General features: G+C 64.1%; 20 protein-coding genes and 1 pseudogene. 9 read left to right on the top strand and 12 right to left on the bottom strand.

Translation table 11 applies throughout. The annotated features are described in order from the left end of the window. Positions 1-7: 7 nt before the first annotated feature. Genes QE385_RS16085 through QE385_RS16070 form a run of 4 tightly spaced genes read right to left on the bottom strand, consistent with a single transcriptional unit; the run spans position 8 to position 5,275 of the window. Positions 8-601 (bottom strand): alpha/beta hydrolase, encoded by a 594-nt coding sequence (locus QE385_RS16085; RefSeq protein WP_307103538.1) that lies wholly within the window; start codon positions 599-601, stop codon positions 8-10. Continuing rightward, a complete protein-coding gene (gene epsC / locus QE385_RS16080; RefSeq protein ID WP_307103536.1) occupies positions 598-1,563 on the bottom strand; it encodes a serine O-acetyltransferase EpsC in 966 nt (321 codons plus the stop codon). Before epsC ends, QE385_RS16085 begins: the two co-directional genes overlap by 4 nt. Then, a complete protein-coding gene (locus QE385_RS16075; protein WP_307103534.1) occupies positions 1,560-2,639 on the bottom strand; it encodes a histidinol-phosphate transaminase in 1,080 nt (359 codons plus the stop codon). Before QE385_RS16075 ends, epsC begins: the two co-directional genes overlap by 4 nt. Beyond that, complete coding sequence (locus QE385_RS16070) at positions 2,639-5,275, bottom strand: TonB-dependent siderophore receptor (RefSeq protein ID WP_307103532.1); 2,637 nt, start codon at positions 5,273-5,275, stop codon at positions 2,639-2,641. Before QE385_RS16070 ends, QE385_RS16075 begins: the two co-directional genes overlap by 1 nt. A 201-nt stretch (positions 5,276-5,476) precedes the next feature. Here QE385_RS16070 and QE385_RS16065 point away from each other — a divergent pair, with 201 nt between their 5' ends. The 4 genes from QE385_RS16065 (at position 5,477) to QE385_RS16050 (ending at position 11,113) form a co-directional block, all read left to right on the top strand. Continuing rightward, entirely contained in the window at positions 5,477-6,166 is a 690-nt protein-coding gene (locus tag QE385_RS16065; protein WP_307103530.1) for a TetR/AcrR family transcriptional regulator, read from the top strand. A gap of 150 nt (positions 6,167-6,316) precedes the next feature. Continuing rightward, positions 6,317-8,521 carry a TonB-dependent receptor gene (locus QE385_RS16060; protein WP_307103528.1) on the top strand — a complete coding sequence of 735 codons (2,205 nt, stop codon included), beginning with the start codon at positions 6,317-6,319 and terminating at the stop codon, positions 8,519-8,521. A 22-nt stretch (positions 8,522-8,543) separates the two neighbouring features. After that, positions 8,544-9,866, top strand: a complete 1,323-nt coding sequence (locus QE385_RS16055; protein ID WP_307103526.1) for an LLM class flavin-dependent oxidoreductase — start codon at positions 8,544-8,546, stop codon at positions 9,864-9,866. Beyond that, positions 9,863-11,113, top strand: a complete 1,251-nt coding sequence (locus QE385_RS16050; RefSeq protein WP_307103523.1) for an MFS transporter — start codon at positions 9,863-9,865, stop codon at positions 11,111-11,113. The genes QE385_RS16055 and QE385_RS16050 overlap by 4 nt, the downstream gene beginning before the upstream one ends. Before the next feature lie 351 nt (positions 11,114-11,464). Here QE385_RS16050 and QE385_RS16045 read toward each other — a convergent pair whose 3' ends face one another. The 4 genes and pseudogenes from QE385_RS16045 to QE385_RS16030 all read right to left on the bottom strand — a co-directional run bounded on the left by QE385_RS16045 (position 11,465) and on the right by QE385_RS16030 (position 15,919). After that, entirely contained in the window at positions 11,465-12,895 is a 1,431-nt protein-coding gene (locus tag QE385_RS16045) for an IS1182 family transposase (RefSeq protein ID WP_307103522.1), read from the bottom strand. A 274-nt stretch (positions 12,896-13,169) separates the two neighbouring features. Further along, positions 13,170-13,726 (bottom strand): annotated as a pseudogene (locus QE385_RS16040) (IS481 family transposase); the annotation flags it as partial. A 197-nt stretch (positions 13,727-13,923) separates the two neighbouring features. Next, on the bottom strand, positions 13,924-14,910 hold the full coding sequence (locus QE385_RS16035) for an alpha/beta hydrolase (RefSeq protein WP_307103520.1): 987 nt from the start codon (positions 14,908-14,910) through the stop codon (positions 13,924-13,926). 181 nt (positions 14,911-15,091) lie between these two features. Next, entirely contained in the window at positions 15,092-15,919 is an 828-nt protein-coding gene (locus QE385_RS16030; RefSeq protein WP_307103518.1) for an oxidoreductase, read from the bottom strand. 106 nt (positions 15,920-16,025) lie between these two features. Between QE385_RS16030 and QE385_RS16025 the strand changes: the two genes are divergently transcribed. Next, positions 16,026-16,934, top strand: coding sequence for a LysR family transcriptional regulator (locus QE385_RS16025; protein ID WP_307103516.1), 909 nt, complete (start codon positions 16,026-16,028; stop codon positions 16,932-16,934). Here the strand turns inward: QE385_RS16025 and QE385_RS16020 are convergent. Then, the gene (locus tag QE385_RS16020) at positions 16,931-17,362 is read right to left on the bottom strand and encodes an Rrf2 family transcriptional regulator (protein ID WP_011632476.1); all 432 of its coding nucleotides are present in this window, start codon (positions 17,360-17,362) and stop codon (positions 16,931-16,933) included. The two genes, QE385_RS16025 and QE385_RS16020, sit on opposite strands and share 4 nt — an antisense overlap. A gap of 87 nt (positions 17,363-17,449) precedes the next feature. On the opposite strand from QE385_RS16020, the gene QE385_RS16015 reads away from it, so the two are divergent. Then, positions 17,450-18,229 carry a class I SAM-dependent methyltransferase gene (locus QE385_RS16015; RefSeq protein WP_307103511.1) on the top strand — a complete coding sequence of 260 codons (780 nt, stop codon included), beginning with the start codon at positions 17,450-17,452 and terminating at the stop codon, positions 18,227-18,229. A 235-nt stretch (positions 18,230-18,464) separates the two neighbouring features. Next, positions 18,465-19,400: a YiiG family protein gene (locus QE385_RS16010; RefSeq protein WP_307103509.1), complete on the top strand. Its 936-nt coding sequence runs from the start codon at positions 18,465-18,467 to the stop codon at positions 19,398-19,400. A gap of 361 nt (positions 19,401-19,761) precedes the next feature. On the opposite strand, the gene QE385_RS16005 is transcribed toward QE385_RS16010, so the two are convergent. Further along, on the bottom strand, positions 19,762-20,562 hold the full coding sequence (locus QE385_RS16005) for a TetR/AcrR family transcriptional regulator (RefSeq protein ID WP_307103507.1): 801 nt from the start codon (positions 20,560-20,562) through the stop codon (positions 19,762-19,764). On the opposite strand from QE385_RS16005, the gene QE385_RS16000 reads away from it, so the two are divergent. Both QE385_RS16000 and QE385_RS15995 read left to right on the top strand, forming a co-directional pair. Then, positions 20,552-23,713, top strand: a complete 3,162-nt coding sequence (locus tag QE385_RS16000; protein ID WP_307103505.1) for a bifunctional cytochrome P450/NADPH--P450 reductase — start codon at positions 20,552-20,554, stop codon at positions 23,711-23,713. The two genes, QE385_RS16005 and QE385_RS16000, sit on opposite strands and share 11 nt — an antisense overlap. A 213-nt stretch (positions 23,714-23,926) precedes the next feature. Continuing rightward, complete coding sequence (locus QE385_RS15995; protein ID WP_093334517.1) at positions 23,927-24,559, top strand: tyrosine-type recombinase/integrase; 633 nt, start codon at positions 23,927-23,929, stop codon at positions 24,557-24,559. 152 nt (positions 24,560-24,711) lie between these two features. Here QE385_RS15995 and QE385_RS15990 read toward each other — a convergent pair whose 3' ends face one another. Further along, positions 24,712-26,112, bottom strand: coding sequence for a HAMP domain-containing sensor histidine kinase (locus tag QE385_RS15990; RefSeq protein WP_307103500.1), 1,401 nt, complete (start codon positions 26,110-26,112; stop codon positions 24,712-24,714). Further along, complete coding sequence (locus QE385_RS15985; protein WP_058752450.1) at positions 26,109-26,825, bottom strand: response regulator; 717 nt, start codon at positions 26,823-26,825, stop codon at positions 26,109-26,111. The genes QE385_RS15990 and QE385_RS15985 overlap by 4 nt, the downstream gene beginning before the upstream one ends. Positions 26,826-26,875: the final 50 nt, after the last annotated feature.

Raw genomic sequence — 26,875 nt, 5'->3', positions numbered from 1 at the left:
GATTTGCCTATCGCTCTAACAACGATGCAAGCAGCGCCTGCCCTTCTTGCCAATCGCCTAGGCCGGACAGCGCGTTGATATGGCCCGCTCGACCGATATCGGCGAACTCCGCCGCAAGATCCTGAGCCAGTTGGCGCGACCGCGTCAGGCTCGCGTAACGATCGTCAGCGCTGGCCACGACGAGCGCCGGGAATGGCAGCGGACCGGCCGGTAATGGCGCGAAGCGGAGCAGGCGCAGGTCGCAGCCCTGCTGCCCAACATCAGGCGGCGCGACCAGCATCGCACCCAGGACCTTCACTCGCTCCGCTGGCCGTGCGTGTGCTGCCCACCAGACGATGGCCAGACAGCCGAGACTATGCCCGACGAGCACGATCGGAGTTTCGGCCTCAGTCACCGCATCCGCGATCGCGGTCACCCAGCCAGCGCGGGTGGGCGATTCCCAATCGCCCAGATCAACGCGAACGCAATCGTCCCGGCATTGCTGCCAACGTGTCTGCCAATGGTCCGGGCCTGAGCCGTTCAGTCCGGGTACGATCAGGTATCGCACCGGTCGAGCGGTGGTTGCGGCTGGAGCAAAAGTGTGCGGCAGATACTGGTTCATGCTGTCTCCCCATGGTTTGCCACGACACGCGCGGCTTCGGTGACGTGTCCAATCGGTACGGCACTCCCCACCGTCTCGCGCTCCGCGAAAGCCTGATGGATGACAGCGCCAGGCGGCACGCTTTCGGTCAGCCACACGCTGCCGCCGATCACCGCCCCCGCACCGATCGTGACCCGGCCCAGCACCGTGGCGCCGGCGTAAATCACCACATGGTCTTCCACGATCGGGTGACGCGGCAGGCCCTTGACCAGCGAGCCGTCCTCCTGAGCCGGGAAGCTGCGCGCGCCCAGCGTCACCGCCTGATACAGGCGCACGTGGCTGCCGATCACGGCCGTTTCACCGATGACGACCCCGGTGCCGTGGTCGATGAAGAAGCGCTCCCCGATCGCGGCGCCGGGATGGATGTCGATGCCCGTGGCCGAATGCGCCAGCTCGGCAATGATGCGCGCGACGAGCGGGACACCGAGCCGGTATAGCCGGTGGGCGATACGGTGATGGATCATCGCCCGCACGCCGGGGTAGCAGAGCAACACCTCATCCACGCTGCCCGCCGCCGGGTCCCCAGCGAAAGCCGCCTCGACGTCACCGTCGAGAAGCCGGCGGATGTTCGGCAAGTCGTTCCCGAATGCGGCAACCATACTGCCAGCGCGTGCATTCACGTCGCCTGCCGCCGCCTCGTCACGATACGCCAGTTCCAGACGCACCTCGGCGCCCAGCTGAGGCAGCGCACGACCGAGCGTCTCCATGACATAAGCACGCTCATTGTCTGGACGTACGGTATCCGGGCCCAGCCGCAGCGGAAAGAGCGCGCCCTTCAGGTCGGCGAGGATGCCCTCGATCCGTCGCCGCGACGGGAAGCCTTCGACGCCCTGGTCGGCGCCGTTGCGGTGCCGGGCACGCCAATCGTCACGCGCGGCCCCCAGTCCGTCGGCTACTGCCGCCAGATTTGGCGCACCGGTCATCCGACCACCTGCCGCAGCACGGCAAGAAAGCGGTCGTTCTCCACCGGTCGTCCGACCGTCACGCGTACCCAGTCATCGAGCGGGGGGAAGGGTCGAGCAATCTCGATGCCTGCGGTGGCGGCCGCAGCGCGAAGGCGGCTTGCTGAGGGCGTGCGGAAGAAGACGAAGTTCCCATGCGCATCGGTGTGGCGGAGGGATAGCGCGTCGAGCGCCGTGTGAAGCCGCCGCCGCTCCCCCGCCGTCCGGTCGCGCACCATGGCGACATGGCCCTGGTCCGCCAGCGCCGCGCCGGCGGCCGCAAGCGCAGGACGGGACAGGGAATGCGGCGCGCCGATCCCCGCCTGACGCAAGGCGGTCGCCAGTGGTGCCTGCGAAACGGCATAACCGATCGACAATCCTGCCAGCCCATAGATCTTGGCGAGGGTGCGGAAGACGAGCACGTTGCGCCCCGCCCGCACATGCCGGATCGCCGACAACCCGGCGAGGTCGTCATATTCGAGATACGCCTCGTCCACCACAGCCAGCGTCCGGCGGGAGATATCCTCCAGAAAGGCGTGCCACGCCCCCGCCTCGCTGACCGTGCCGGAGGGGTTGTGCGGGTTCACCAACGACACGGCCAGCGTGTCCGCGCCGACCGCGCGGGACAATGCGGGCAGGTCGTTTTCAAAACGCGCATCAAGCGGCACCGGCCTGCCCCGCCCACCAAGCGGGGCCGCGGCATCGACCAGCGCCGTATAGCCGGGTGCCGAGAAGACGATCTCGCCGCCCCCTGCCCGCCTGCGCGCCAGGAACAGCCCGAGTGCTTCGAGCACTTCGCCGATCACGACCTGCTCGGGCGCGACGCCTTCGAGGCGGGCGATCTGCCGGGCGAGCGCGTCCACCTCGGCCTGCTCGACATAGCGCTCCACGCCAACCGCCGCCGCACGGATGGCGGGCGCGACATTTGGCGACGGCCCCCAAGCGTTCTCGTTGAGTGACAGCCGGGTCCGTGCGGCAAGACCAGTCCCGATCGCCGGTGTCGCGGCCACCGCCACGCCCATCGCGATCCACTCGCGCCGGTTGAGCAGCGCCGCCATCAGAAGCTCACTCCGGCACGAACATAATAAAAGGCACCGCTAAATCCGAAGGGTGAGAATTCGCTGTACGGAAAGACGCCGAACGTATCGGCGCCGGTCAGCGCGGCGGTCGACCGGATGTTCTCGGTCGGGTAGACATTGAACAGATTGTTGGCGCCCACCGTCACCGCCAGGTTGCGGTTGACCTGCCCGGTGAAGCTGAAATCGGTCACCCATTTGGGCTCCAGTTGCTGGATCACATCGACATTGCCCCGCGTCCCGGACTCGGTCGGCAATGTGCGATAGGGCGTCGATCCTTGCGCGATCAGGGCGACGGCGGCAGGCGTCTGGTTGGTCAGCGCTACTTGCTCGACACGGCCATAGCGGGTGGCGCGCACATCGAAGGTGATCGGCCCGGTCCGGAAGGTCGTCCCCAGCGCCACCTTGTCGCGCGGCTGGCCACGCTCGACGCGCGTCCGTTCGACGACGTCGAACAGCGGTGTCGTGATACCAAGCGCCGTGATTTGCGGGGGTGTTGCCGCGATACGGCGCAGCCGTGTCTGATTATGATTATACGCCGCCGTCAGCTTCAGGTCGCCCCATCCGCCCAGCGGAGTCGCATAGGCCGCGGTCACGTCGACACCTTGCGTCCGTGTGTCGACCGCGTTGGTGAAGTAGCGGACGCTGGTCACGCCCGGAATACCGATGCCGGCGAGATAGTCGCGCAGACGGCGGCTGCCCGACGCATCGACATAGTTGGACGACAGCATGATCCGGTCGTCGATGTCGATATGATAATAGTCGACCGACGCCGTCAGATGGCCAGCCGCGTACGTCAGGCCACCGCCGAAGTTGGTCGACGTCTCGGGTTTCAAGGCCTGGGCGCCAAGGGCCTTGGCGAGAGACGAGCCGACCGGCGCGGTGCGGACGAGGACGAATTCGGGGAAACCGGTCGTGTTGTTGACGATCGTCCGGCTGCTGGTCGAGCTGAAATATTGCTGGGCGAGGCTGGGCGCGTGGAAGCCGGTGCCGATGGACCCGCGCAGGGCGAACCCCGCCGGCAGGGCGAGGCGCGTCGACGCCTGCCCGTTCCAGGTGTCGCCGAAGTCCGAATAATGCTCATAGCGTCCGGCGAGATCGACCGTCCAGCCGCGCAGCGGTTCCAGCCCGGCTTCCGCAAAGGCGCTGATCGCGTCGCGGTGGACATCGACCACGTCGCTCGGCTGGATCCCTGCGAAACCCTGCGACCCGATCGTCGGGATCGCGCCGGCATTGGGGCCGTCGAGCACGCGTGCGGGCCCATATTGATAGCTGGCCAGTTCACCGGCGCCGATCTTGTAGCCGTCGCGGCGATATTCGGCCCCGATCGCGACGTCGATCGGCGCGGCCAGCCCCACCTCGACACTGTTCGACAGGGTCAGGTCGGTCGTCCACTGCGAATTCCCATAGCGGCCGTTGTAGAAGCGCGTCGGGCTGGCGGTGCCCAGCGTGGCGTTGAGCGTATTGCGGGTCCGATACTCGATGCGGTTGCCGCCATAGACGCTCGACAGGTCCCACTTCCAACCGGCCAGATCGCCGCGCAGGCCGAGCGCGCCAGTATAGTCTGTACTTTCTGTATCGACGAAAGGCAGGAAGCCGTTCGGGTAGATCGCACGGACATTCTCGTCCTGCCCCGGACGGCGGAACGAGGCGTTGCTCTTCGCCTTGCTCAAGCGATAGCCGCCAAAGCCATAGAGTTCGACGCTGCCGAGCGGCTTGCTGAGATTGACCAGGACGGATCCGTCCTTGAGGTCACCCTGATCGGCGAAGCGCCAGACGTTGCGGTCGACACTGGCCTCGCGCGGGTCGAGCCGTGTTCCCGTGACGCCGCCCGGCGGATTGAGCCCAATCCCCGGCCCATAGCGCGACGACAATGGCTGTGGCGCGCCCGTGGGCGAAAGGCCGAAATAGAATTGCCGCGTGTCCGGCTCGGCACGGTTTGCCGCCTGATGATCGCGATAATAGCCGGTGACGTTGACGAAGCCGTCCTCCCCCAGCTTCAGCCCGCCGCCCAGCGAGACCTCATAGGTGTCGCCACCGCCGTCATAGGTCGTGCCCGCGCTGGCCGTAGCGTGCAGCGCGGTATCGGTCTGAAGCAGGATGTTGATGACGCCCGCGATCGCGTCGGAGCCATATTGCGCCGAGGCACCGTCGCGCAGGATCTCGATACGGCCGATCCCTGCCGCCGGGATCTGGTTGAGGTCGGTCGGCGTCGCGCCCTTGCCGATCGTGCCGCCGGTATTGACCCAGGCCGCGCCGTGCAGTCGCTTGCCGTTGACCAGCACCAGCGTCTCGTCGGGTGACAGCCCCCGCAGCGAGGCGGAGTGGATATGGGTGTTGCCGTCCGGCGTCGTCGGATTGGCGAAGGAGAAGGACGGCGCAAGCTGGCGGAGCACCTCGCTCGTCTCCTGATAACCCGAAGCGCGCAATTCGTCGCCGCGCAGTACGTCGATCGGCACCGGTGAAGTCGTGACGGTACGTTCGCCAGTGCGCGTCCCGGTGACCACGATCACGTCGCCAGGCTCTACCTGTTCGGTACCCGCTTGAGGCGCCGCCTCCTGTGCGGCCGCCGTGATGGGTGCAACGCTGGCCAGCAGCCCCGCCACGATGATCTTCATCCATCAACCCCCTTGCTGATCGGGCGGAACCTATTGGTGCTCGCCTCTCGAGCATATCCCATGCATTTAGTAGGATTTGATAGAAATGATTGGGCGCGATTAAGCTCCAGTCTTCGCTCCCCGTCATTGCCAACCTCCCCCAAGGCCCGCTGCCGAAAACGACGATCGATTTCTCCCCCGACGCCTCTATCCTGACCGACCATGCCCAAGCTCATCGCCCATCTCAGACCCGTGACGCTGTTCGACATCGAGGGCGACGAAACGCCCTCGAAGCGCCGGCTGGCCGACGCCGGAGAGCGGCTGATGGGAACGCACGGCATCGACACGCCGTCCCTGCAGGAGATTGCGGCTGCGGCGGGTCAGGCGAACAAATTCGCGGTGCAATATCATTTCGGCGGGCGTGACGGATTGATCGATGCCATCTTCGCAATCCGGATGCGGCACATCGTCGCACGGCGCCAGGAATGTGTCCGCTTGGCCGAAGAACGCGGATTGATGGAGGATCTCAGCAGCTTGCTGGAGGCGGTGTTCCTGCCGATGTCTGAGCAAGTCGACGCGAACGGGCACCACAGCTACGCTCGGCTCCTGTTGCAATATACGACGCGGATCGGCTTCGATCCGCAGCGCCGCGATGATCCGTTCAATGCGCGACGAGGGCTCGCAGTGACCTTGATGGAGCGGATGGCCGGGCTGCTGAACCTCACGGCGCAGCAGTTCGAACTCGGCTTCTCCCAGCAGCATTTTGCGATGATCGTCGGGCTCGCGGCACGCGACAATTTTGCTTTTCGCGGGCGCGCCGCGCTGTCGCTGGAAGAGCTGATCGATCAGACCATCGCCATGGCCGTGCCGGCACTGCAGGCAGCGGCCCGGTTCGTACTTAACCGGGGCTGAGCCACCAGACGAAGCGAAAGTTGCATCAGCGCAACCAAAACCATCTTCAATCCCCATCAATCTAATGGGATAAGTGACAACACTTAATCCGCGCTAGATGCGTTCATGGGGGGAAGGTCGATGGCTGGTCGCCAATCCAAGGTTCCAGGCTTGGGATATGCATGGCTATGGCGTGCGGGCACGCTTGCCGCCGCGCTCGTTCCCGCCGTCGTCCACGCGGCCCCGCCACAGGACCAGACGGGGCCGCAGAATCAGACGGGGCTGTCCGACATCGTCGTCACGGCGCAACGCCGCAGCGAAAGTTCGCAACAGGTGCCGATCTCGATCCAGACCCTGGATGCGAAGGCGCTCGACACGCTCGGCGCGCGCCGCCTGAGCGACGTGGAGGTCGCCACGCCGTCCCTGTCGTTCGGCGACGGCAGCGAACAGGGGCGCACCGGCATTCGCGGCGTCATCGACTACTCGCGCAACGCCGGCTATGACTCGCGGGTCGGCGTCTATGTCGACGGCGTGTATTACAGCCGGTCCTGGATGAACAACCTGACGCTGCTCGGCATCCGGCAGGTCGATGTGTTGCGGGGACCGCAGGGAACGCTGTTCGGCAAGGACACCGATGCGGGCGCGCTCTCCATCACCACGATCCAGCCGTCGAAGGCGCTGGGCGGCGAGATCAGCGCGGACATCGGCAATTTCGGCTATCGCCAGATCGCCGCGCGCAGCAACCTGCCGCTGAACGACGACGTCAGCCTGCAACTCAGCGGCGCCCATGTGCAGAGCGATGGCTATTACCGCAACGTCCTGCTCGGCAAGCGCAACCAGGGCATCAACTCCGACGCGTTCCGCGCGCAACTCCGGCTCAACCCCAATGACGGGCTTGATGTCACGCTTGCGGCGGATTTCACCGACGACGACAATTCGACGCTCCACTATACCTATGTGCCCCCAGCGGGCAGCGATCCGTTCGAAATCCGATCCTATGTCGACGATGGGGCGCGTCGTCGGATGGGCGGCGTCTCGCTGACCGCGCAGAAGGACGTTGGCGGAGGATTCCAGGCCACGTCGATCACCGCGTGGCGATCGGGCCACCAGTTCCTGCACTTCAACAACGAAACCGGCCCCACGCCGATTCTGACCGCGGACCTGCGCCAATATACGGACCAGTTCTCGCAGGAATTGCGGATCGCTTCGCCACGCGAGCGCCGCTACGATTTCGTCGCGGGCGTCTTCTACTTCTGGGGCAACAACCGTGACCGGCAGGCGCTGACCTTCGGCTCGGGGCTGCGCGCACTCGGCCTCGGCAGCGCCGTGGGCAAGGTCGCGACGCTCGGCACGTCGGTCAGCAGCGACTCCATCGCCGGCTTCTTCCAGGCGAACATCCGGCCGTCGTCGCTTGTCGAACTGTTCGCCGGTGCGCGGCTGACCCATGAGCGCAAACGGCTGAACGACATCACCACCGCCGACCCGACCGGGCTGTTCTCTGCCCCAATCAGCGGCTACCGCGATGCGCTCGCCAACACCTTCTTCACGCCCAAGGGTGGCATCAACCTGCACCTGCGGCGTAACATGCTGTTGTTCGGCACGATCGGTCGCGGCTTCAAGAGCGGCGGGTGGAACGTCGAGGCGACCAGCCCCGCCGCCTTCGCCGCCGGCATCCGCTTCCGGCCCGAAACGGTGACCAGCTACGAAGTCGGGTTCAAGAGCGACTTTTTCGATCGCCGTGCCCGCGTCAACGTCACCGGCTTCTACGAGAAGTTCGACGATTTCCAGGTCTTCACCTTCGTCAACGCCACCGTCGGCGGCCGCACGGTGCTCGCCAGCAGCCTGTCGAACGTCGGCAAGGTTTCGTCCAAGGGGATCGAGACGGAGATCGCGGTCATCCCCGTCACCGGCCTGACGCTGGCAGCCCAATATACCTACAACCAGAGCGTGTACGACCGGTATCCGGGTGGCGGCGGTACGGTGGGCAACACCGTACTCGATGCCGATGGTGTACAGACGCCCTATGCGCCGCGTCACAAGGCCTATGTGTCGGCCGATTACGAGACAGCACTGGGTTCGGGTCTGCCGCGCTTGCAGGCACATGTCGGCTATAGCGTGCAGTCCTCCGAGAATTTCGACCCGAAGGTCGCGAACCCGGTGTATGGGAAAGCCTATTCCATTCCGGGTTACGACCTCGCCGATGCGCGGATCGGGCTGACGTCCGCCAATGGCCGATGGCGGGCATCGCTATGGGGCCGCAACATCTTCGACAAACACTATATCCGCTTCGCCAATCGCACCGCGATCCTCGGCAACGCCGCGCTCCTCTACGGCACGCCGCGCACCTATGGCGCAACGCTCGGCTACACGTTCTGAGCGCGCTGGAGGGATCATCGTCATGACCAACTCCCGCCAGATGAAGCTGGGCGCCTTTATCATGGGCGTCGGCCATCATATCGCCGCGTGGCTCCATCCCTCGGTCGAGCCGCGTGATCTGGTGTCGCTCGATCATTATGTTCGGATTGCACAGGCGGCGGAAACGGCGCGGTTCGACGCCCTGTTCTTCGCGGACAATGTCGCCGCCCCGCCGCTATCGCCTTTGTCCGCGCAGGCCGCCCCGGTCTATTATCTCGAACCGTTGATGCTGCTCGGTGCGCTGGTTCCGGCAACGGAGCGGATCGGACTGGTCGCGACGGTGTCGGCGACCTACCTGCCGCCCTATCACCTTGCCCGAAAGTTCGCGACGCTGGACCATATCAGCGGCGGGCGCGCCGGATGGAATTGTGTGACGTCCGGCTCCGATGCCGAAGCGCGAAATTTCGGCCTCGATGCCCAGATCGGCCATGCCGAACGCTATGAGCGGGCCGCCGAATACATCCACGTCGTCAAGGCGTTGTGGGACAGTTGGAACGACGGGGCGCTGCTGTTCGATCAACCGGGCCGCCGCTTCTTCGATCCTGCGAAGGTCCGGGCGATCAATCACGACGGGCGCCACTTCCGCGTTCGAGGCCCGCTACAAGCCGGACGCCCAATCCAGGGGCATCCGGTAATCGCGCAGGCCGGATCGTCGGCGGACGGCATCGCACTGGCGGCAGCCACCGCCGAACTCGTTTTCACCGCGCAACAGTCGCTGGATGAAGCGGTCGCGTTCGCCGACACGGTCCGCGACCGAGCCGTCGCGGCGGGACGTCAACGCAAGGACGTGGTGGTGATGCCCGGATTGATGCCCTTCGTTGCTGACACGCAGGAAGAGGCGCAACGCCTGCACGATGACCTGCAGGCGCTGGTCGATCCGCAGATCGCAATCGGGCTTGCTTCTGCGATGATGGGCGCGGACCTCGGCCAGTATCCACTCGATGGTCCCGTCCCCGACCTTCCGCCCACCGAGGGCTGGCAGAGTCGGCAGAAGCTGTTCTTCGACCTTGCCCATGCGGAGGGGCTGACAATCCGCGAACTGGCCGTCCGCGTTGCCGTCGCGCGCGGTCACAAGGTCGTCATCGGCACTGCTACGCAGATCGCTAACGAAATGGAGGCGTGGTTCCAGGCTGGGGCAGCGGACGGGTTCAACATCATGCCGCCGACCCTTCCGTACGGACTGAACGACTTCGCCCGGCTCGTCGTCCCCGAACTGCAGCGGCGCGGACTGTTCCGTACGGAATATGAGGGCGATACGCTGCGGGCGAACCTGGGGCTGGCCCGCCCGGCAGGACACACGTCATGAGCACCCGCTCGCTCTATCGCGGTTGGCATATGGTCGGGGCGGTGCTCGTCGCCCTGATGCTCTGCGGGACCACAACCATCGTCGCGACCTTCGGGATCGTTACCGCGCATTTGACCCGTTCCTTGGGCTGGACCCAGGGCGCGATGGCAACCGCGCTGTCGCTGTTCCTGCTCGCGACGACGCTGGCAGTGCCCGTGGTCGGCATCGCCGTCGACCGTTTCGGGTCGCGGCGCACGGCGGCGGCAGGCATTATCGCCTTTGCAGCACTGCTTGCCCTGGCCGGAGGAACGATCACCTCGCTGCGCGGGCTGATGCTCTTCTATTCCCTGTTCGGCGCAGTCGGCGCGTTCACCAATCCGATCGTCTACATCAAGGCCCTATCCGCCTGGTTCGATCGCCGTCGCGGCTTCGCGCTTGGCCTCGCGGTCGCGGGCCAGGGTGTAGGCGGTGCGATCCTGCCGATGGCCGTCGAATATGTCAGCGAAGCCTTCGGTTGGCGTTACGCCTTCTATGCTCTGGCCGCTGCCTTGATGCTGTTCGTCCTGCCGCTGGTCGCCCTGTTCGTGCGCGACGATCCGGCAGAGGCCGCCGCCGATGCCGCCGATCCTGAGCATATCGATCATTCTATGGCGCAATCGGGCCTGACGGTCGCCCAGGCCCTACGGACCCGCGCCTTCTGGATCATCATCGCGGTTTTCCTGCTGTTCGGCATGACCAGCTACGCGCTGACAGCGAATTTCGTCGCGCTGATGCTGGAACGTGGGGCCGGCACGCTTCCGCAGATTGCGATGCTGTCGTCGCTCGCCGGCGTCGCGATGATCGCCGGCAGATTGGTATTCGGCTGGCTGCTTGATCGCTTCCCCGTCCCGATCGTGGGCGCGGGCGGCGTCCTGTGCGCAGCAGCCGCGTTAGCCATCCTGCTACGCGTAGACACCATCGGCATTGCCGCCGTCACGATGAGCGTGCTGATGGGCATTGCGATGGGCGCCGAGACCGATCTCCTCTCGATCCTCGTGGGACGATATTTCGGGCAGCGCGCGATCTCGCGTATCTATGCATGGCACAACGTCAGTTTCCTGCTCGGTGCCGCGATGGGACCGCCCCTGTTCGCCACGCTGCTCGGCCGTTTCGCCAGCGCGGACATCCCCATCCTCACGCTGATAGCCTTCGTCATCCTGTCGGCAGCGCTGCTCTTGATGCTCAGGAAACCTGAGTGGTTAGTTGAACTTCAGCGTCAACTCCCCTGACCAGGCGTTCTGGTTCGATAACTGGTTGGTGTTGTCAGTCCAATGCGAACCGCTCTCCGCCCGATACATCGCGGTCTTTGAGGGCACCGGCTTAGCTTGCAAGGTTATGCCACTCCACCAGCGCGGCGGAGCGTCGTTCCCGGTAGGTCTGGCGATCGATGAGGTGGCGCCGAAAATTGGCCTTCGAGGATGCCAGACCGTCCGAAAACTCGCTGGCTGTGGGAGCTGCAGGGGTTCCTCTTGGCGAACTGGCGCAAGAACCGGGATCTTGCCTCTATGTGCGCCGTGCGGCCGGGATATGCATCCTACCCGCTGTCCAGGACATGACGATGGCGTGTTCAGCGATGTGGCTCACATCTGCACCGCTCGGATCAGTCCCGGCACGCCGATGAGGGTGATGGCGCGCCTGAGATTGTAGGCGAGCGCCGTCAGACTGAACTCGGCACGCACCTTCTCCAGCCCGCGCATGAGGAACGCGCCCTGGTTCATCCACTGCTTGATCGAGCCGAACGGGTGTTCGACCGTGGACTTGCGGATGGCGAGGATGCCGGGCCGTTCCGCGAGGCGTGCCGCCATGCGCTCGATGACCGCCTCGTGCTCGCCGCGATTGACGCGCCGCCAGCGCCCCTTGGTGCAACGTGCCTTGATCTGGCAGCCGGCACACGCCGCGGGGCTGGAATACTGGACCGACAGATGCCCGCGCGTCACCGAGGCGTAGCGCGTGTCCAGCACCTGTCCGCCGGGGCAGTGATAGACGTCGGCCTCGGGATCGTAGCGGAACCGCTCCTTGGGAAAGAGGCCGTTGCCGGCCGCGGTGCCACGATGCGGGCGGGGGATGTAGGGCGTGATGCCGGCCGCCTCGGATGCGACGATATCGTCGCCCGCGTGATATCCCATGTCGGCGACCGCATCGATCCGCTCGACCCCGAGTGCCTCCATCGCCGCACCGGCGGTGGGTGCCAGCAGGCCCATGTCGTTGCAGGCATTGGTGACGTGCTGTTCGACGATCAGGCTATGTTTGGCGTCGACTGCCACCTGGGCATTGTAGCCGACCGTGACTTTCGAATGCGCGACCATGAGGCGCGCATCGGGATCGGTGAGCGAGATCTGCCCTTCGCCGCTGTCCTGCAACTGGCCCAGCAACGCTGCGCTCGCCTGGCGCTGCTCACGCAGCCGCGCGATCTTGGTCGCCAGCGCCTCGCCGCGACCGGTGCCGGCACCATCCTCACCGCGGTCGATCTCGTCGAGTTCGGCCAGGTAGCGCTCCAGTCGCGCATCGGTCGAAGCGAGATACGTTGCCAACCGCTCGCGGCTGAAGTTGCGCGCCCGGCTGTTCACCGCCTTCAGCCGCGTGCCGTCCACCGCCAGCAACTCGCGCCCGAACAAATCCAGCTTGCGGCACAGTATCACGAAGGCGCGGAACACCGCCTTGAACGCAGCCCGGTTTTCGCGACGGAAGTCGGCGATGGTCCGGAAGTCCGGCCGCACCCCGCGCAGCAGCCAGATCAGTTCGAGATTGCGCGTCGCCTCCATCGCCAGGCGCCGGCTCGACCGCACCCGGTTGAGATAGCCGTACAGATACAGCTTGAGCATATCGGCCGGATCGTAACCCGGCCGTCCCGTCGCCTTCGGCCGTGCGCGCTGGAAACCGGAACCGCCCAGATCGAGGTCGTCGACGAAGGCGTCGATGAACCGCACCGGGTTGTCCGCCGCCACATAGTCCTCGACCGACGCCGGCAGCAGCAGCGCCTGGTTCCGAGCATGTCCCTCGATGTACGCCATGCCAGACGATTACACCGCCGCGATGCGCACGGGAATCATGATCCGCGTTTTCGGACGGTCTCGATGCGGAAACGGGAATGGTCGGACCGAACCAATTGCCGCTTGCGGGAGGACAGATTTCCTGCCCCAGCTTCTAGGTTTGGGGCGAAAGCGGATGCCCTCCCCTTCACCTCGATGACCCACTTGCAGACGCTCAACGCGCCCGAGTCCAGCCCTACAATCGGACATCCATTCATCTCGGCTTGAGCAGCGACCTCCGGTGGCGGTGCTCCCATACGGCTTTCAGCAGGTGTTCGAGGAACTCCCACGCTGTCCGGCGATCGGCCTTGTCGACCAGTTGCGTGACGGCGAACTTGCTTGTGCGGTCGATGCCAACAAACAGGTATAGCTTGCCTTCGGCGGTCTGGACCTCGGCGATATCGATGTGGAAGAAGCCGATCGGATAACGCTTGAAGCGCTGCCGCTTCGGTTTGTCGCCTTCGATGTCGGGCAGGCGGGAGATGCCATACGCTGCAGGCAACGATGCAACGCTGACCGCGTCAGGTGCGGCATCGGCGGCTGCAACGCATAGAGACAGTCGTCGAGCGGCAGCAGCGTGTGGCGCCGGAACGCTACAACCATCGCCTCCTCCGCCTCGGACAAGGTCGTTGAATGAGGGGCCTTTGGCCCGGTCTTCAGGTCCTCAACGGTTGCTCGCTTGCGCCATTTCGCGACCGTCTTCGGGTTGATCCCCAGCTCACGGCTCAGCGTCGAGAGCGAAGCTTGCGATCGCTGTATTGCTGCTCGGACGGCGTGCGCGGTCGTGGCGCATCCATGACGAACTTGTCCCATACAGCCTCCTTCCATTCCAACGAAAGGATCGCACCATCAAACCGTGGGATCAAACACCTAGCCGGGTCTGAAGGCGCCGATGCGGTGAAAATCTGCGACAAATGGTCAAAGTAGCGGCAGCTCGACTATGAGGCATCAAGTCGCATTGAAACCGAATGCATCGCTGTTTTCATTGGGTACAATTTTGAAAGAGTACGTCACTGCCAGCGAGCTTTAACGAACCGGGCTAGCTCGGCCGCCAAGTCGTCGTCCTCCGGGGTGTTCCCTTGAAATCCTCCGTGCGGCATCCCTTCAAAGACATGCAGTTCGGCATCCACATCCGCTTGGCGCAGTGCACGGTGCATCCGTACAGCGTTGGACAGGAAGAGGTCTCGCGTGCCGGATTGAAGGAAAGCCGGCGGCAGGCCTTTTAAATCTCCGAACAATGGCGAGAGATAAGGATGCGACAGGTCTGCCCCACCGGCATACAGCGCGTTGTTCCGCATCAATGATCCGGGCAGCACGACATCCACCATCTGATTAACCTGGAAACTGTCGCCGGACTCGGTCAGATCGACCTCTGGAGACAGGAGAACCATGCCGGCGGGCATGGGCAGCCCTTCGTCCTTCGCGCGCAGGAGCATCGCGACAGCAAGGTTGCCGCCCGCCGATCGCCCGCCCACGACGATGCGCGACGGTGCGTGCCGTTCCAGCACGTAGCGATACGCCGCCATCGCGTCATCCAATGCCGCCGGATAGGGATGCTCGGGCGGCATCCTGTAATCGACGCCGTAGCTGAGCGCCCCAAGCCGATCCGCCTGCATTCGCGCCTGCACGCGACACGCCTCGCCGCCACCAAACACGAACGCTCCGCCATGGAAATCCACATAGGCGCCATCCGGCACCGATATGGTCTCGGGCGTCGCGACATGGATCGTGGTCTCGCCGATGCGAAGCGTCTCGGCGCTGGCACGCAACGTACCGGCCAGCGCTTTCACTGCAGCCGCATAATGCCCGTCCGCTGCCGCCTTGATCTTCATCCAGCCCGCATGATCGTCCGGCGGTGGCATCAAGTAGAGCGCGTTGATCGGGACGCCATCGTCATTCACCAGTCGTTCGAGACTGGCGCGAGCCTCCTGGCTTATCGATGAGGGGAAGGGTATCAAACGGCCCTGGACCATGATGCCGCTCTTCTGGTCGGTCATGTCGTTGCGCTCCTCATGACGCGCGCCGGATCGCAGCTGCGCCGCAAGCGATGATGACAGGGCCCAAGCATTGCGTCAAAGCGCCCCCTCCCCTATTCCCGCAAACGGACCTTGAGCGGGTTGGTCTTGCACCGCTGGGTGGCGCCGTCGTTTAAGGTGATAGCTGCTCAGGCCCAGCCGCTCAGGCATCTTCCTCATAATCGGTCGAACGCGTTACGCTTTCCCAGCGATCCATCTCGTCGATCACCACGTCGAGCTTCTCTCGGGCACGTCGCAGCGCGTCGCTCCCAAGCAGCAGATGAAGCGGCGGATTGGGCGTGTCGACCAATTCGAGGATCGCCGCAGCCGCCTTGTCCGGATCGCCGATCTGGCGCCCGGCCATCGCGTCAAGCCGTGCGATTCCGGTCCCGACGCTTTCGGCATACTGCTCGCCGCCCTGACTGCGGCGGATTGAATGACCGCTGAGAAAGTCGGTGCGAAAGGCACCGGGTGCGATGGCCGTGGCCTTGAGACCGAAAGGCGCGACTTCCTGGGCTAGGCTCTGTGTTAGGCCTTCGAGCGCGGATTTGGTCGCCGAATAGAGGCCGGATGATCCCGCCGGCGCACGGCCTGCGATCGAGGTGATGTTCAGGATGTGACCGCTGCCCTGCCGCCGCAAGACGGGAAGCGCGGCGCGGATGATGGCAAAGGGTGCAAAGACGTTGACCGCGAACAGCCGTTGAAACTCGGCGTCCGTCGCTTCCTCGATCGCCCCGAGCAGGCCATAGCCGGCGTTGTTGACCAGCACGTCGATGTGGCCAACCTTGTCGAACGCCGCACTTACAGCCGGTGCGATCGCCGCCGCATCGGTGAGATCGACGGTCAGGACATGCAGCGTACCATGACCCACTTCCAAATCCGGCGCAGCCTCGCGCACCGTGCCGACGACGGTGTCGCCTCGAGCGAGCGCTGCCTGCGCGAGCGCCTTGCCGAGGCCGCGGGAAATACCCGTGATGAACCATGTCTTCATAGCTGTTCTCCTTCACCGCCAGATGTAGCGCTTCACTCCAAGCGGATAATCGACCATTTGCTACCCAGGCTTGTAAGGTCAGCTTCACAATGCTGAGATGCCCCCTATGATCCATCCCAGCGAGTTCGGTGCCTTGCGCGCCTTTGCAGCCGTCGCCGAGCAACGGAGTTTCAGCCGGGCGGCCGAGCAGTTGGGGGTATCGTCCTCGGCGCTGAGCCAGTTGATCCGCGGCCTGGAGGAGCGGCTAGGCATCCGCCTGCTCCATCGCACCACCCGCAGCGTGTCGTTGACCGAGGCTGGCGCCGCGCTGCTCGGTGATATCGCACCCGCGATCAACAGCCTGACGGGCGCCCTGGAGCAGGCGCGTACTGCCGCGAAGCTGCCGGCCGGTACAGTCCGCCTGCACTGCTTCCATGCTGCCGCAGACAGGTTCGTGGTGCCGATCCTGCCAAGGCTGGCGCGCGCATTCCCCGACATCACGCTCGATCTCACGATTGATGACACGGTCGTCGACATCGTCGGCAGCGGCTATGATGCCGCAATCCGTATCGGCGAGGTGATCGAACGCGACATGGTCGCACTTCGGCTAGGCGAGGATATTCGCCAACTGGCTGTAGCCGCGCCCGCATACTTGGCCGAGCACGGCGTTCCGCAAACGCCAAAGGATCTGCTCCAGCATCGTTGCATCCGCTGGCGCTGGCCGGGGCAGCCCGGCCCCTATGCATGGGAGTTTTTCGAGAAGGGCCACTGGTTCTCGGTGGCGGTCGAAGGGCCGTTGATCACCAGCAGCCGCGCCGTGATGGTGGACGCCGCGCTTGCTGGCATCGGGATCGCCTTCCTCAAGGAGGAGTCTGTCGTCGACGCTTTTGCGCAAGGTGCCCTCGTTCCGCTGCTGGCGGAGTGGTCGGTTCCCTTTCCCGGCTATTATTTGTGTTACCCCCAGCAACGGCAGATGGCACCGGCCCTGCGCGCGGTAATCGATATGATCAGATCGGGTGAGGATGCGGCTTTCTAGCTAGCCGCATCGCAGTGTGCGTCGAAATCGCGCGCCAGTTCGGCCAGGCTGACGGAATCGAGGCGCGCCACCAGGAGCGCCTCGGCGTCACGGAGCACACCCTCCAGCGCAGTATTAACGGCTTTCTCGACAGCGCAGTCGGCATTGGCGTTCTCATGGCCGATAGCGAACAGGCGGGGTCCGCCAACCGCGCGGTGTACGTCCAGCAACGAAACATTCTTCAAGGGCTGCGCGATCACCCAGCCGCCGCCATGGCCCTTTTCCGACCGCACATACCCTGCATCTCGAAGACCAGCCATCGTGCGCCGTACCACGACCGGGTTGGTACCCAGCATGCGGGCGAGCGCCTCGGAGGTCATTGGTCCCTCATGCCGCGCCATGTGGAGCAGCACATGGAGCATTCGCGAAAGGCGGCTGTCGTTACGCACGATGTGATCCTTCACGGCGCCATCGAGATTGGCAAGGGCTCAGTATCACGATACTTATAATGTTACATGATTCGCGGAGCGTCGATTATGCCTGCCTATGAAAACCCAGATCATTGGGACACAGCCGCCCAGCATTATGAGAAAACGGCGCATCCATTCACGTCCCTTTATGCCGAGGCGGCACTCGCAAAGGTCGCTCTGACATCAGAAAGCCACGTGCTGGACGTGGCGGCCGGGACTGGCGCGCTGACGTTGGCAGCGGCGCGTACCGGCGCACCCGTGCTTGCGACCGACTTCTCCCCCGGCATGGTGGCGCGCATCGCTGCTGCGAACCTGCCCAATGTCGAAGCATGCGTCATGGATGGACAGGCCCTAACTCTGGAAGACGGCCGTTTTGATGCGGTCTTCTCGATCTTCGGAGTCATCATGTTTCCTGACTGGCGCAAGGGTCTATCGGAAATGGCACGAGTAACGCGGCGGGGTGGCCACGGCGTGGTCACGACTTGGCAGGATGGCGGGGCGGCAACCTTTCTCCTGCTCGGCCAGATCCGTCGCAAGCTGTTTCCCGGGCGCGACGGCATGACCATGCCGAATGCGGTCAAGGCGTTGAGCGACCCGAGCGATTTTGCCCGCGAATTCATCGCCGCGGGATATCAGGATCCCCAAATCCAACATGTCACCCACGACTATGCGCTCGATGTCAGCGCACTTGCCGAGCCCGATACCTTGTTCGGTATGTCCCCCGACTGGATCAGCTTGAGCGATACCGAGAGGGCCGCCGTCGTTGCTGAGGTGCGAGACATGGCTGGTGATCAAATGATCCTGCCCATCCCTTCAACCGCTCTCATCGGTGTAGCCAGGCGCTGACCATCATTGTGCTACGAGATAGCGATCGCAATCGAAGAACAGCAGATCCACTTGGATGGAGCACAAAACTTTACCCATCAGTGCGGTTATAAAAATTCCCAAATTTGAAAGGCGTACCCAAGGGGGGCATAGGGAGCGCCGCGGTCCGAAAGTCTTTCCAGCCAAAGACTTTCAGCCGCCTGTTGGCATCAACCAAACTGAGGTCGTTTTTGTGTTCAGGATACTGCTTCGCTCCATGGCTCTTCCCGCTTGCGTGCTCGCGCTCTCCGCGTGCGGAAGCAAGGGAGAGGGAAATTCAAGCGCGGTGACAGCGGCTGCCGACCAGAACGAGATGCAGAAATACAATGCCTATGTCGAAGCGGCCAATACGGCGCGCACGCCCTTTGCCGACATAGTGGCCACCTATCAGCGCTCTATCAAACCGGTTTTCGACAGCGGCAAAGACCTGACAAAACTTTTCTTTCCGTCCGATCCGGGCATCGACCGGATCAAGGCGCAGTTGGACAAGGCTTTAGCCATGAAGCCCGCCATGCCGGAACTCGACGCGGCGGCCCGAACCTATAGCCAAGCGCTTGCCAAGGTCGCGCCGCTCTATCGTGATATGGCGAACTATATTGAGGCCAAGACTTATGTGAGCGACAACGGCGCCCATGGCCGCGAGCTCCAGCCAGCGCTGCTTACCGCCTTGAACAATGTTGCATCGGCCCAGGCTACCTATGCAAAAGCCATCGACGCCGCGGACCGCGCGCGCATCAAGGCGGCGTTCGAGGCAGCAAAGAAGGATACCCTGGACTATTATCGCAAAGGCACGGTCTATTATCTCAAGGAAAGCATGGATCATGCCTCCGGCGTGCTTGATGGCAAGGGATTGGGCGACCAGAAGGCGGCATTCAAAGCGTCCCTGGACCAGTTCAACACCATGGCCGTCCAGTTCGACAACAAGGTCCGCGAGAAGGACAAGACGGCATGCGCGAGCTTTATGCTGCACGCCAATGCCTATCTTGCAGCCGGGCGCGATATCATCCAGCGCACCGAGGACGGCACCTATGCCAAGGATCGCAAGAATGGCGCCTCGTTCCAGATGATGAAGCCGAAGGCGGTAGAAGACGCCGAAACGCTACTCCAGACCTACAATAGCGTCGTCAATGACCTCAATGTCAGCCAGTGCTGACATCTGAGATGGTTTTGTGAACCAACTGGCATCCCATTCCTCGATTTCGTAGGAATGGGATGCTGAGGCGAACGGCACCAAAAACGGGCGGACTTTTTACAAATGACACACTACCGGACATTCAGGATGCCTTATCCGCTTCCCAATTCCAGACGCTTGTTCACGTGCATCGTAGGCGTTAATGGACAGAGTATATCGGTCGATTGACGTTTACAGAGGCTGTATTGCGTCTGCTACCATGCCTGAGTAGCACACGTCCGGACTGATCTTCCGCCGACCATTTCCAGAACTAGCAAGAGGGGCAACCAGTCAGTCTCTTTCGAGAGTGTGGGATATGATCCTGCAAAGTGCTGGGTGTAGGTCAGCAAGCGTCCAAGAGAACACCGGTAAGAAAAATGGTGACGGCACGCTCAATAAGACGCTGCAATCCGGTATCAGTCGGCGGGCCTGACAAGCCAAGCGCGGCGTCGCGCAATACATCGGCCACGACCATCGAGACCAGCATCATCGCGGTGCCGTCCGGGTCGTCAATGGTCATTCGCCCTACCGACATATAGGCGGCAAGTTGGTTGGCGAGCGGCCTGATCCCATAAGTCTTGATCGTCTCAATATAGATACGCGCGACATCGGGGAACTGCGCGCCTTCGCTCATAACGAGGCGGTAAGAGGTTATGCCTTCGTCCGAGAAGGCGAGATGGCAGAACGCCGTCAGATAGCCCGTCAACCATACCCTGGGCGGCGCATCGGGGTTGGGCGGTCCGGCCGTCGCGGCCAGTTCGCCAACCACAGAGCGGATCACCGCGAAAAGCAGTGCCTCCTTCGACGCCACATGGCGATAGATTGTCTTTTTCGACATCATCGCGGCCGTCGCGATCCGCCCGACATTGGCCTTGGCAAAACCGTGACGACCAAATTCCGCGCGTGCGCTTTCCAAGAGGCGGGGCGGCAGACGGTCGGTCAGAGGCGCTTCATTCATCCTCGTCCGATACGCCAATTCCGCCAAAAAGAGCACCTTGGAAACCGATGGGTTTCCAATTCTCATGTGGGCTCCTACATAGCGGATGAGGAGCAAACCGATGGGTCGTCGACACGATCGTCCGAACGCCGGGTCGATCATCGATGCCGCCGTCATGACCTGGAGGCACTGAACGATGGCCACCATTCCGCAACCCAAAGGCTATCCCCTGATCGGCAACATCGCCGCGCTCGATCCCAAGGCGCCGGTGCAGAGCCTGATGCGGCTGGCGCGTAAGCATGGCCCGCTGTTCCGCATCGAGATGTTCGGACGCGGTCTGGTGATCGTCGGCAGCCAGGCCCTGACCGAGGAGTTGTGCGACGAGACGCGCTTCAAGAAGGCACTGCACCGCCCCTTGCAGGAGGCACGCTATGTCGGCGGAGACGGCCTGTTCACGGCGCATGACGAGGAGCCGAACTGGGGCAAGGCACACCGCCTGCTGATGCCCGCTTTCGGTCCGCTCGGGCTGCGATCGATGTTCGACCGCATGTACGATATCGCGGAACAGATGATGGTGCGGTGGGAGCGGTTCGGCGAGGGTGCCACCATCGACGTGGCCGACAATATGACCCGGCTGACACTCGACACGATTGCACTGTGCGCCTTCGATTATCGGTTCAACAGCTTCTATCAGGACGCGATGCACCCCTTCGTCGCGGCGATGGTGGGGGCGCTGGAGGAATCCGGACGGCGGTCGCGGCTGCCACCGGGGGCGGGCAAGCTGATGCTGCTGCGCAATCGCCGGTTCGAAGCCGATATCAGGATCTTGCGCGACGTCTCCGACCTGTTGATCGCGGAGCGCCATGGCGACCCGCGCCTGGGCGAACGTGGCGACCTGCTGGACCGGATGCTGACGGCGCGCGATCCCGAGACGGGCGAGATGCTGAGCCGCGAAAATATCGGCTATCAGATGATCACCTTCCTGGTGGCCGGGCATGAGACGACCAGCGGATTGCTCAGCTTCGCCACCTGGCTGCTGCTCACCCATCCGGAAGCGCTCGCCAAGGCGCAGGCGCATGTCGACGACGTGCTCGGCGGCCATGTGCCGACGATCGACGATATCGGACGGCTGACCTATGTCGAGCAGGTCCTGCAGGAGACGCTGCGGCTCTGGCCCACCGCGCCGGCGTTCGGCGTCCATCCACGCGAGGCGACGACGATCGGCGGCCGCTATGCTGTCAGCCCGGATGACACGCTGCTCATCCTGACGCCTGTCCTTCACCGCGACCCCACCGTCTGGGACGAGCCGGAAGCGTTCCGCCCCGAGCGGTTCGCGCCCGAGGCCGCCGCCAAGCTGCCGCCCCATGCCTGGAAGCCGTTCGGGAATGGCCAGCGTGCTTGCATCGGGCGCGGCTTTGCCATGCAGGAGGCGATCTTGGTCATGGCGCTGATGCTCCAGCGCTTCGACATCAGCCTGGCCGACCGCGACTATAAGCTCGAGGTGAGCGAGACGCTGACCCTGAAGCCCGCCAACCTCCATATCCATGCGCGTCGCCGGGACGGAGCGACGGCACGGCCGCGCAGCACGGCGCAAGACGCCCCGACACGTCCGCTGACCGCGCCAACAGAACCGAGCCCGGGCGACAATGGGCCCCTTCTCGTCCTTTACGGCAGCAACACCGGCACCAGCGAAGCCTTCGCCCAGCGGATCGGCGCCGATGCCGCCGTGCAGGGCTATGCCGCGACCGTCGCGCCGCTGGACGACTACGCCTCCGGGCTGCCCGAGGGCGTGCCCCTGATCGTCGCCACCGCTTCCTATGAAGGACGCCCGCCCGACAATGCGGCGCGGTTCGTTACTTGGGTCGAAGGCTTGCCCGACCATGCGCTGGACGGGCGACGTTATGCGGTGTTCGGGTGCGGCAATCGGCAATGGGCCCGCACCTGGCAGGCGATCCCCAAGCGGGTCGATGCCGCATTGGCCAAAGCAGGCGCGCAGGCCCTCCATCCGCGCGGCGAAGGCGATGCCGCTGGCGATCTGTTCGGCGCTTTCGAGACTTGGTATGCCGGTCTCTGGCCGTCGCTTGCAGCGTCACAGGGACGCGAACCGGCCGTTCAGGCGCAGCCCCGGATCGACGTGGAAGTGCGGCGCGGGACGCGCGAACGCCTGCTCAAGCTCGACGAGCTGCGACACGGCACCGTCCTCGCCAATCGCGAGCTGGTCGACTTGCACCGCCCTAGTGCCCGCTCGAAACGGCATATCGAGATCGCCCTACCCAAGGGCATGACCTATCGCGCTGGCGACTATCTGGCGGTGTTGCCGAGCAATCCGCCCGAAACGGTGCGCCGCGCGCTCACTCGCTTTGGCCTGGAGCCAAACACGGAAGTGATCGTCCATGGCGCGCCTGGTTTGCCCTCTGCCCTGCCCGTCGACAGGCCGGTCACGGCCGAGACGCTGTTCGGCGACTATCTGGAGTTACAGCAGCCCGCGACGCGTGGGCAGATTTCGGCGATCGCCACGACCATAGCCTGCCCGCCGGAGCGCAAAGAGGCCGAACGGCTGGCGCAGGAGGACGTCTATGCCGCGGAGATATTGGCGCGGCGGGTGACGCTGCTCGACCTGCTGGAGCGCTTCGCATCGGCTGACATGGCACTTGGCACGTTCATCGCGGCCCTTCCCCCGATGCGCGCCCGCCAATATTCGATCGCCTCGTCACCGCTCGTTGATCCAAACCGGTGTGCGCTCACGGTATCGGTCCTGCAGGCGCCGGCACTGGGGGGCGATCGGTTGCATCAAGGCGTCGCGTCGACCTTCCTCGCCCGGCTGAAGGAAGGCGATACGCTCGGCGTGGCGGTGCGACAGAGCCAGGCGGGATTTCATTTGCCAGCCAATCCGCTGACCCCGGTCATCATGGTTTGCGCGGGTAGCGGTATCGCGCCGTTCCGTGGCTTTCTTCAGGAACGTGCCGTGCGCAAGGCCGCCGGCGAACTGCTTGGCCCGGCCCTGCTCTTCTTCGGCGTGCGCGATCCCGATGGCGATTTTCTGTATCGCGAGGAACTGGAGGGTTGGCAGGACACGGACGTCGTTAGTCTGCGGATGGCCTTTTCCGCGACGGGTCAGGACGGGATCGTTCACGTCCAGGATGCCATCTGGCGGGATCGTGAGGAGATAGCTGGTCTGTTCCGCGCGGGGGCACGCATCCTCCTCTGCGGCGATGGCGAGCACATGGCGCCAGCCGTGCGCGAAGTCTTCATCCGCATCTACGAGGCTGAAACCGATGCCAGTCACGTCGAAGCACTGGCCTGGGCGGAGCGGATCGAGCGGGAGGGCGTACGCTATGTCGCCGACATTTATGCATGATGTCAGGTCGAGCGCTTATCTTCGACAGGTGCATGCCTTGCCGGGCACTAAAACGGCCTACCCCAATCCCAGTCGTTCATAGAATTCCTAGGCGGCACCTGAAACCGACCGCTCGTTCAGCATGACCATTGGCCAATCAACCACGTTTCAGAACGATCGGTTTACCCCGCCTGCGTAAGCTGCTTTGGCAATTTGGCCCGATGGAGGTGATCAATGGGTCATTCGTCGATGGACCCTGCCTTTCATGAACTTCGGCCTTGGAACGAGGGCCGGCTGATCGGTGCGAAGCGCGCTCTGAAACAGCAACAGGTATGGGCTATTCGCTTCTGGCTCGACCAGCATAGACGACTGCGCGACCGCGCGTTGTTCGACTTCGCCATCGACAGCAAGCTGCGCGGCTGTGACGTGGTCAGGGTGCGGATCGGAGATGTAGTTTCTGGCGGCCGGGTCCGTGACCGAGCCGTCGTGGTTCAGCAGAAGACCAGACGGCCAGTCCAGTTCGAACTAATGGACACGGCACGCAAGACGATGCGGGCATGGCTGGAGCGTCGTGGCGGAACACTGAACGACTTCGTTTTCCCAAGTCGAAACGACTACATGGCCCACATGAGCACCCGCCAATACGCTCGCCTCGTGCACGAATGGGTGGTCGGCATCGGCCTTCCAGCTCAAGATTATGGTACACACTCGCTTCGGCGCACGAAAGCATCGATCATTTACAAGGCGACCGGCAACCTCCGCGCTGTTCAGATTCTTCTCGGCCACGCCAAGATCGACAGCACAGTGCGGTACTTGGGGGTTGATGTTGAGGATGCCTTGGAACTGGCAGAACGCACCGAGGTCTGAACAGACCCAGATGCGGTCATTCGGGATTGCCCGGTAGCTTCCCGCATTCTGCCGTTCGTTCATATCGAGACAAGGGTAGTATCGGGCCCTCACCCAGCATAGGCCACCGAGCCCAGTACACTGGCAAAGCCGCTAATTCTTGCTTCACGATCCTATTGGACAAGCGCAGGGACGGCCAACTTCGCGATCGTCCCGCCGCCCTCCGCCTCGTCCAACGATAATGTCCCGCCGTGTAGATCCGCAAATGTCTGCACGATACTGAGCCCCAGTCCCACTCCGCCCGTGTCTCGGCTGCGCGAGGCGTCGCCACGCTCGAACGGGCGCAATAATCGAGCACGGTCGGCGGGCGGGATGCCGGGACCTGCGTCGATCACACGGACGATGGCGGCGTCGTCTTCGGTGGCAATCTCAACCCGGCCGCCCCCGGCATAGTCTTCGGCGTTACGAACAAGATTCTCGACCGCGCGGCGAAAGGCCGGCTCGACTGCGATCACCGTAACCTCCGGTCCGTCGATCAGACGCACAGTCAGCAGGTCTGCCACAATCTCGGCGACCATCGTCCGGACCTGCACCGGGTGTCGCGATGCGTTGGCGGTGCGGGCATAATCAAGGACATCGGCGATCATCGCGCCCATGCGGTCGGCGTCGGCGGCCATGCGGGCGCGCTGTGGCTCCGGCACCGCTTCGATCCGCAGCTTAAGGCTGGTCAGCGGGGTACGCAGGTCGTGTGCGACAGCGGTCAGCATGCGCATGCGTTCATCGGTTTCGGCGGACAGGCGCGCGCGCAGGTGGAGGATCGCGCGCGCGGCATCCTGCAATTCGCGCGGCCCTTGTGCTTGCGGTGGATCGCGGCCGTCATCGATCGCCAACGCCAATGCGCGAAACGGTCGGGTGAGGCGTCGGGCGAACAGCCAGACTAGGGGCGCTAGCACCGCGAGGCTGGCGACGAGCGCGACCAGCACCTTCAACCGCCACCCGCCAAAGGTCGGGGATTGTGGCGCAACGGTCAGCCATCGGCCATCCGCCAGACGCACGCTGGCGGTAAATGCGGGTTGTGGCAATGTGAGCAGGACCTTGCCGATCAGCGAATCCGTCATACCTCTCGGAACGATCCGCATGGGCAGCACGCCCTGGCGGCGGATAACGACCGGTCCGCTGGGCCGGGTGCCGCCCGGCCACAACATCTTGCCGGCGGCCTCGCCCTTGCCGCGCGCCGTGAAGACGACGACACCGTCACCGCGGGTCGGACGCGCAGCTCGATCGAGCCAAACGACCCGTACGTCCGCAATGGGACGGCCGATTGCCTGCGCCAGAACCGGCTGGAGCAGCACCGCCGGCGACCCGTCCGGGGGACTGCCGAACGTGCGGGCCAGACCGGCGTTCGTACCCCGCAGCGCTGCGACGGCCTCAGCGACGGTCATACGCACAGCGGGCGGATCGGGCATCAGCAGGACGATGCTGGCGGTGATCGCGACGCTGAGCACGGCGATCGCGACGCTGAACCCACCAATCGCGGTCAGGGCGCTCGGTCGCCGCCAGACGCTGCGCATCATGCCGGTCGAACCGCGGGCAGAAAGCGATAGCCAGCCCCCCGAACCGTTTCGATCAACGGGGCACTATCACCTTCCGCCAGCTTGCGACGCAACCGGCTGATGGCGATGTCGATCGCCCGATCATAGGACGCAGCGTCAATACCCCGCGCGACGTCCAGCAGCGTGTCCCGGCTGAGCACCCGTCCGGGGCGCCCCACGAAGGCAGCCAACAGCGCATGCTCGCCTTCGCTCAGCAGCAAAGGCCGCCCGTGCGGATCGCGCAGGCGGCGCTCGTCGGGGCTGAACCACCAGCCGGCGAACGCGACCGCATCGCCGTGTGCCGCTGGGCTCTCCATGCGCGGTCGCCGCAGCAACGCTCGTACGCGCGCCAGCAATTCGCGCGGCTCGAACGGCTTGGCCAGATAATCCCATGCCCCGACCTCTAGCCCGACGACGCGATCGGTAACGCCATCGAGCGCACTCAGCATTAGAATCGGCGTACCGGTCGGAGCCAGACGCCGGCACAGCGACAACCCATCCTCTCCCGGCATCATCACGTCGATCACCAGCAGGTCGGCCGGCGCCTCGGCTAGTAAGCGACCGCAGGCAACGGCACCGCTGGCCGTGCGGACTGCGTAGCCATGATCGCCGAGATACTCGGCCAAGGCGTCGCGGATGCTGGTGTCGTCGTCCACCACGACGATGCGATCTCGGGATATGGCAGCGCTGTGCATCGCTTCAGGCGATAGCACGGCTTTGTAGCATCTTCGTATCACGCGCCGTC

The organism is Sphingomonas sp. SORGH_AS_0950 (assembly GCF_030818415.1).
Classification (GTDB): domain Bacteria; phylum Pseudomonadota; class Alphaproteobacteria; order Sphingomonadales; family Sphingomonadaceae; genus Sphingomonas.
The sequence above is the reverse complement of the archived record's forward strand: the minus strand, read 5'-3'. Positions and strand labels throughout refer to the sequence as shown.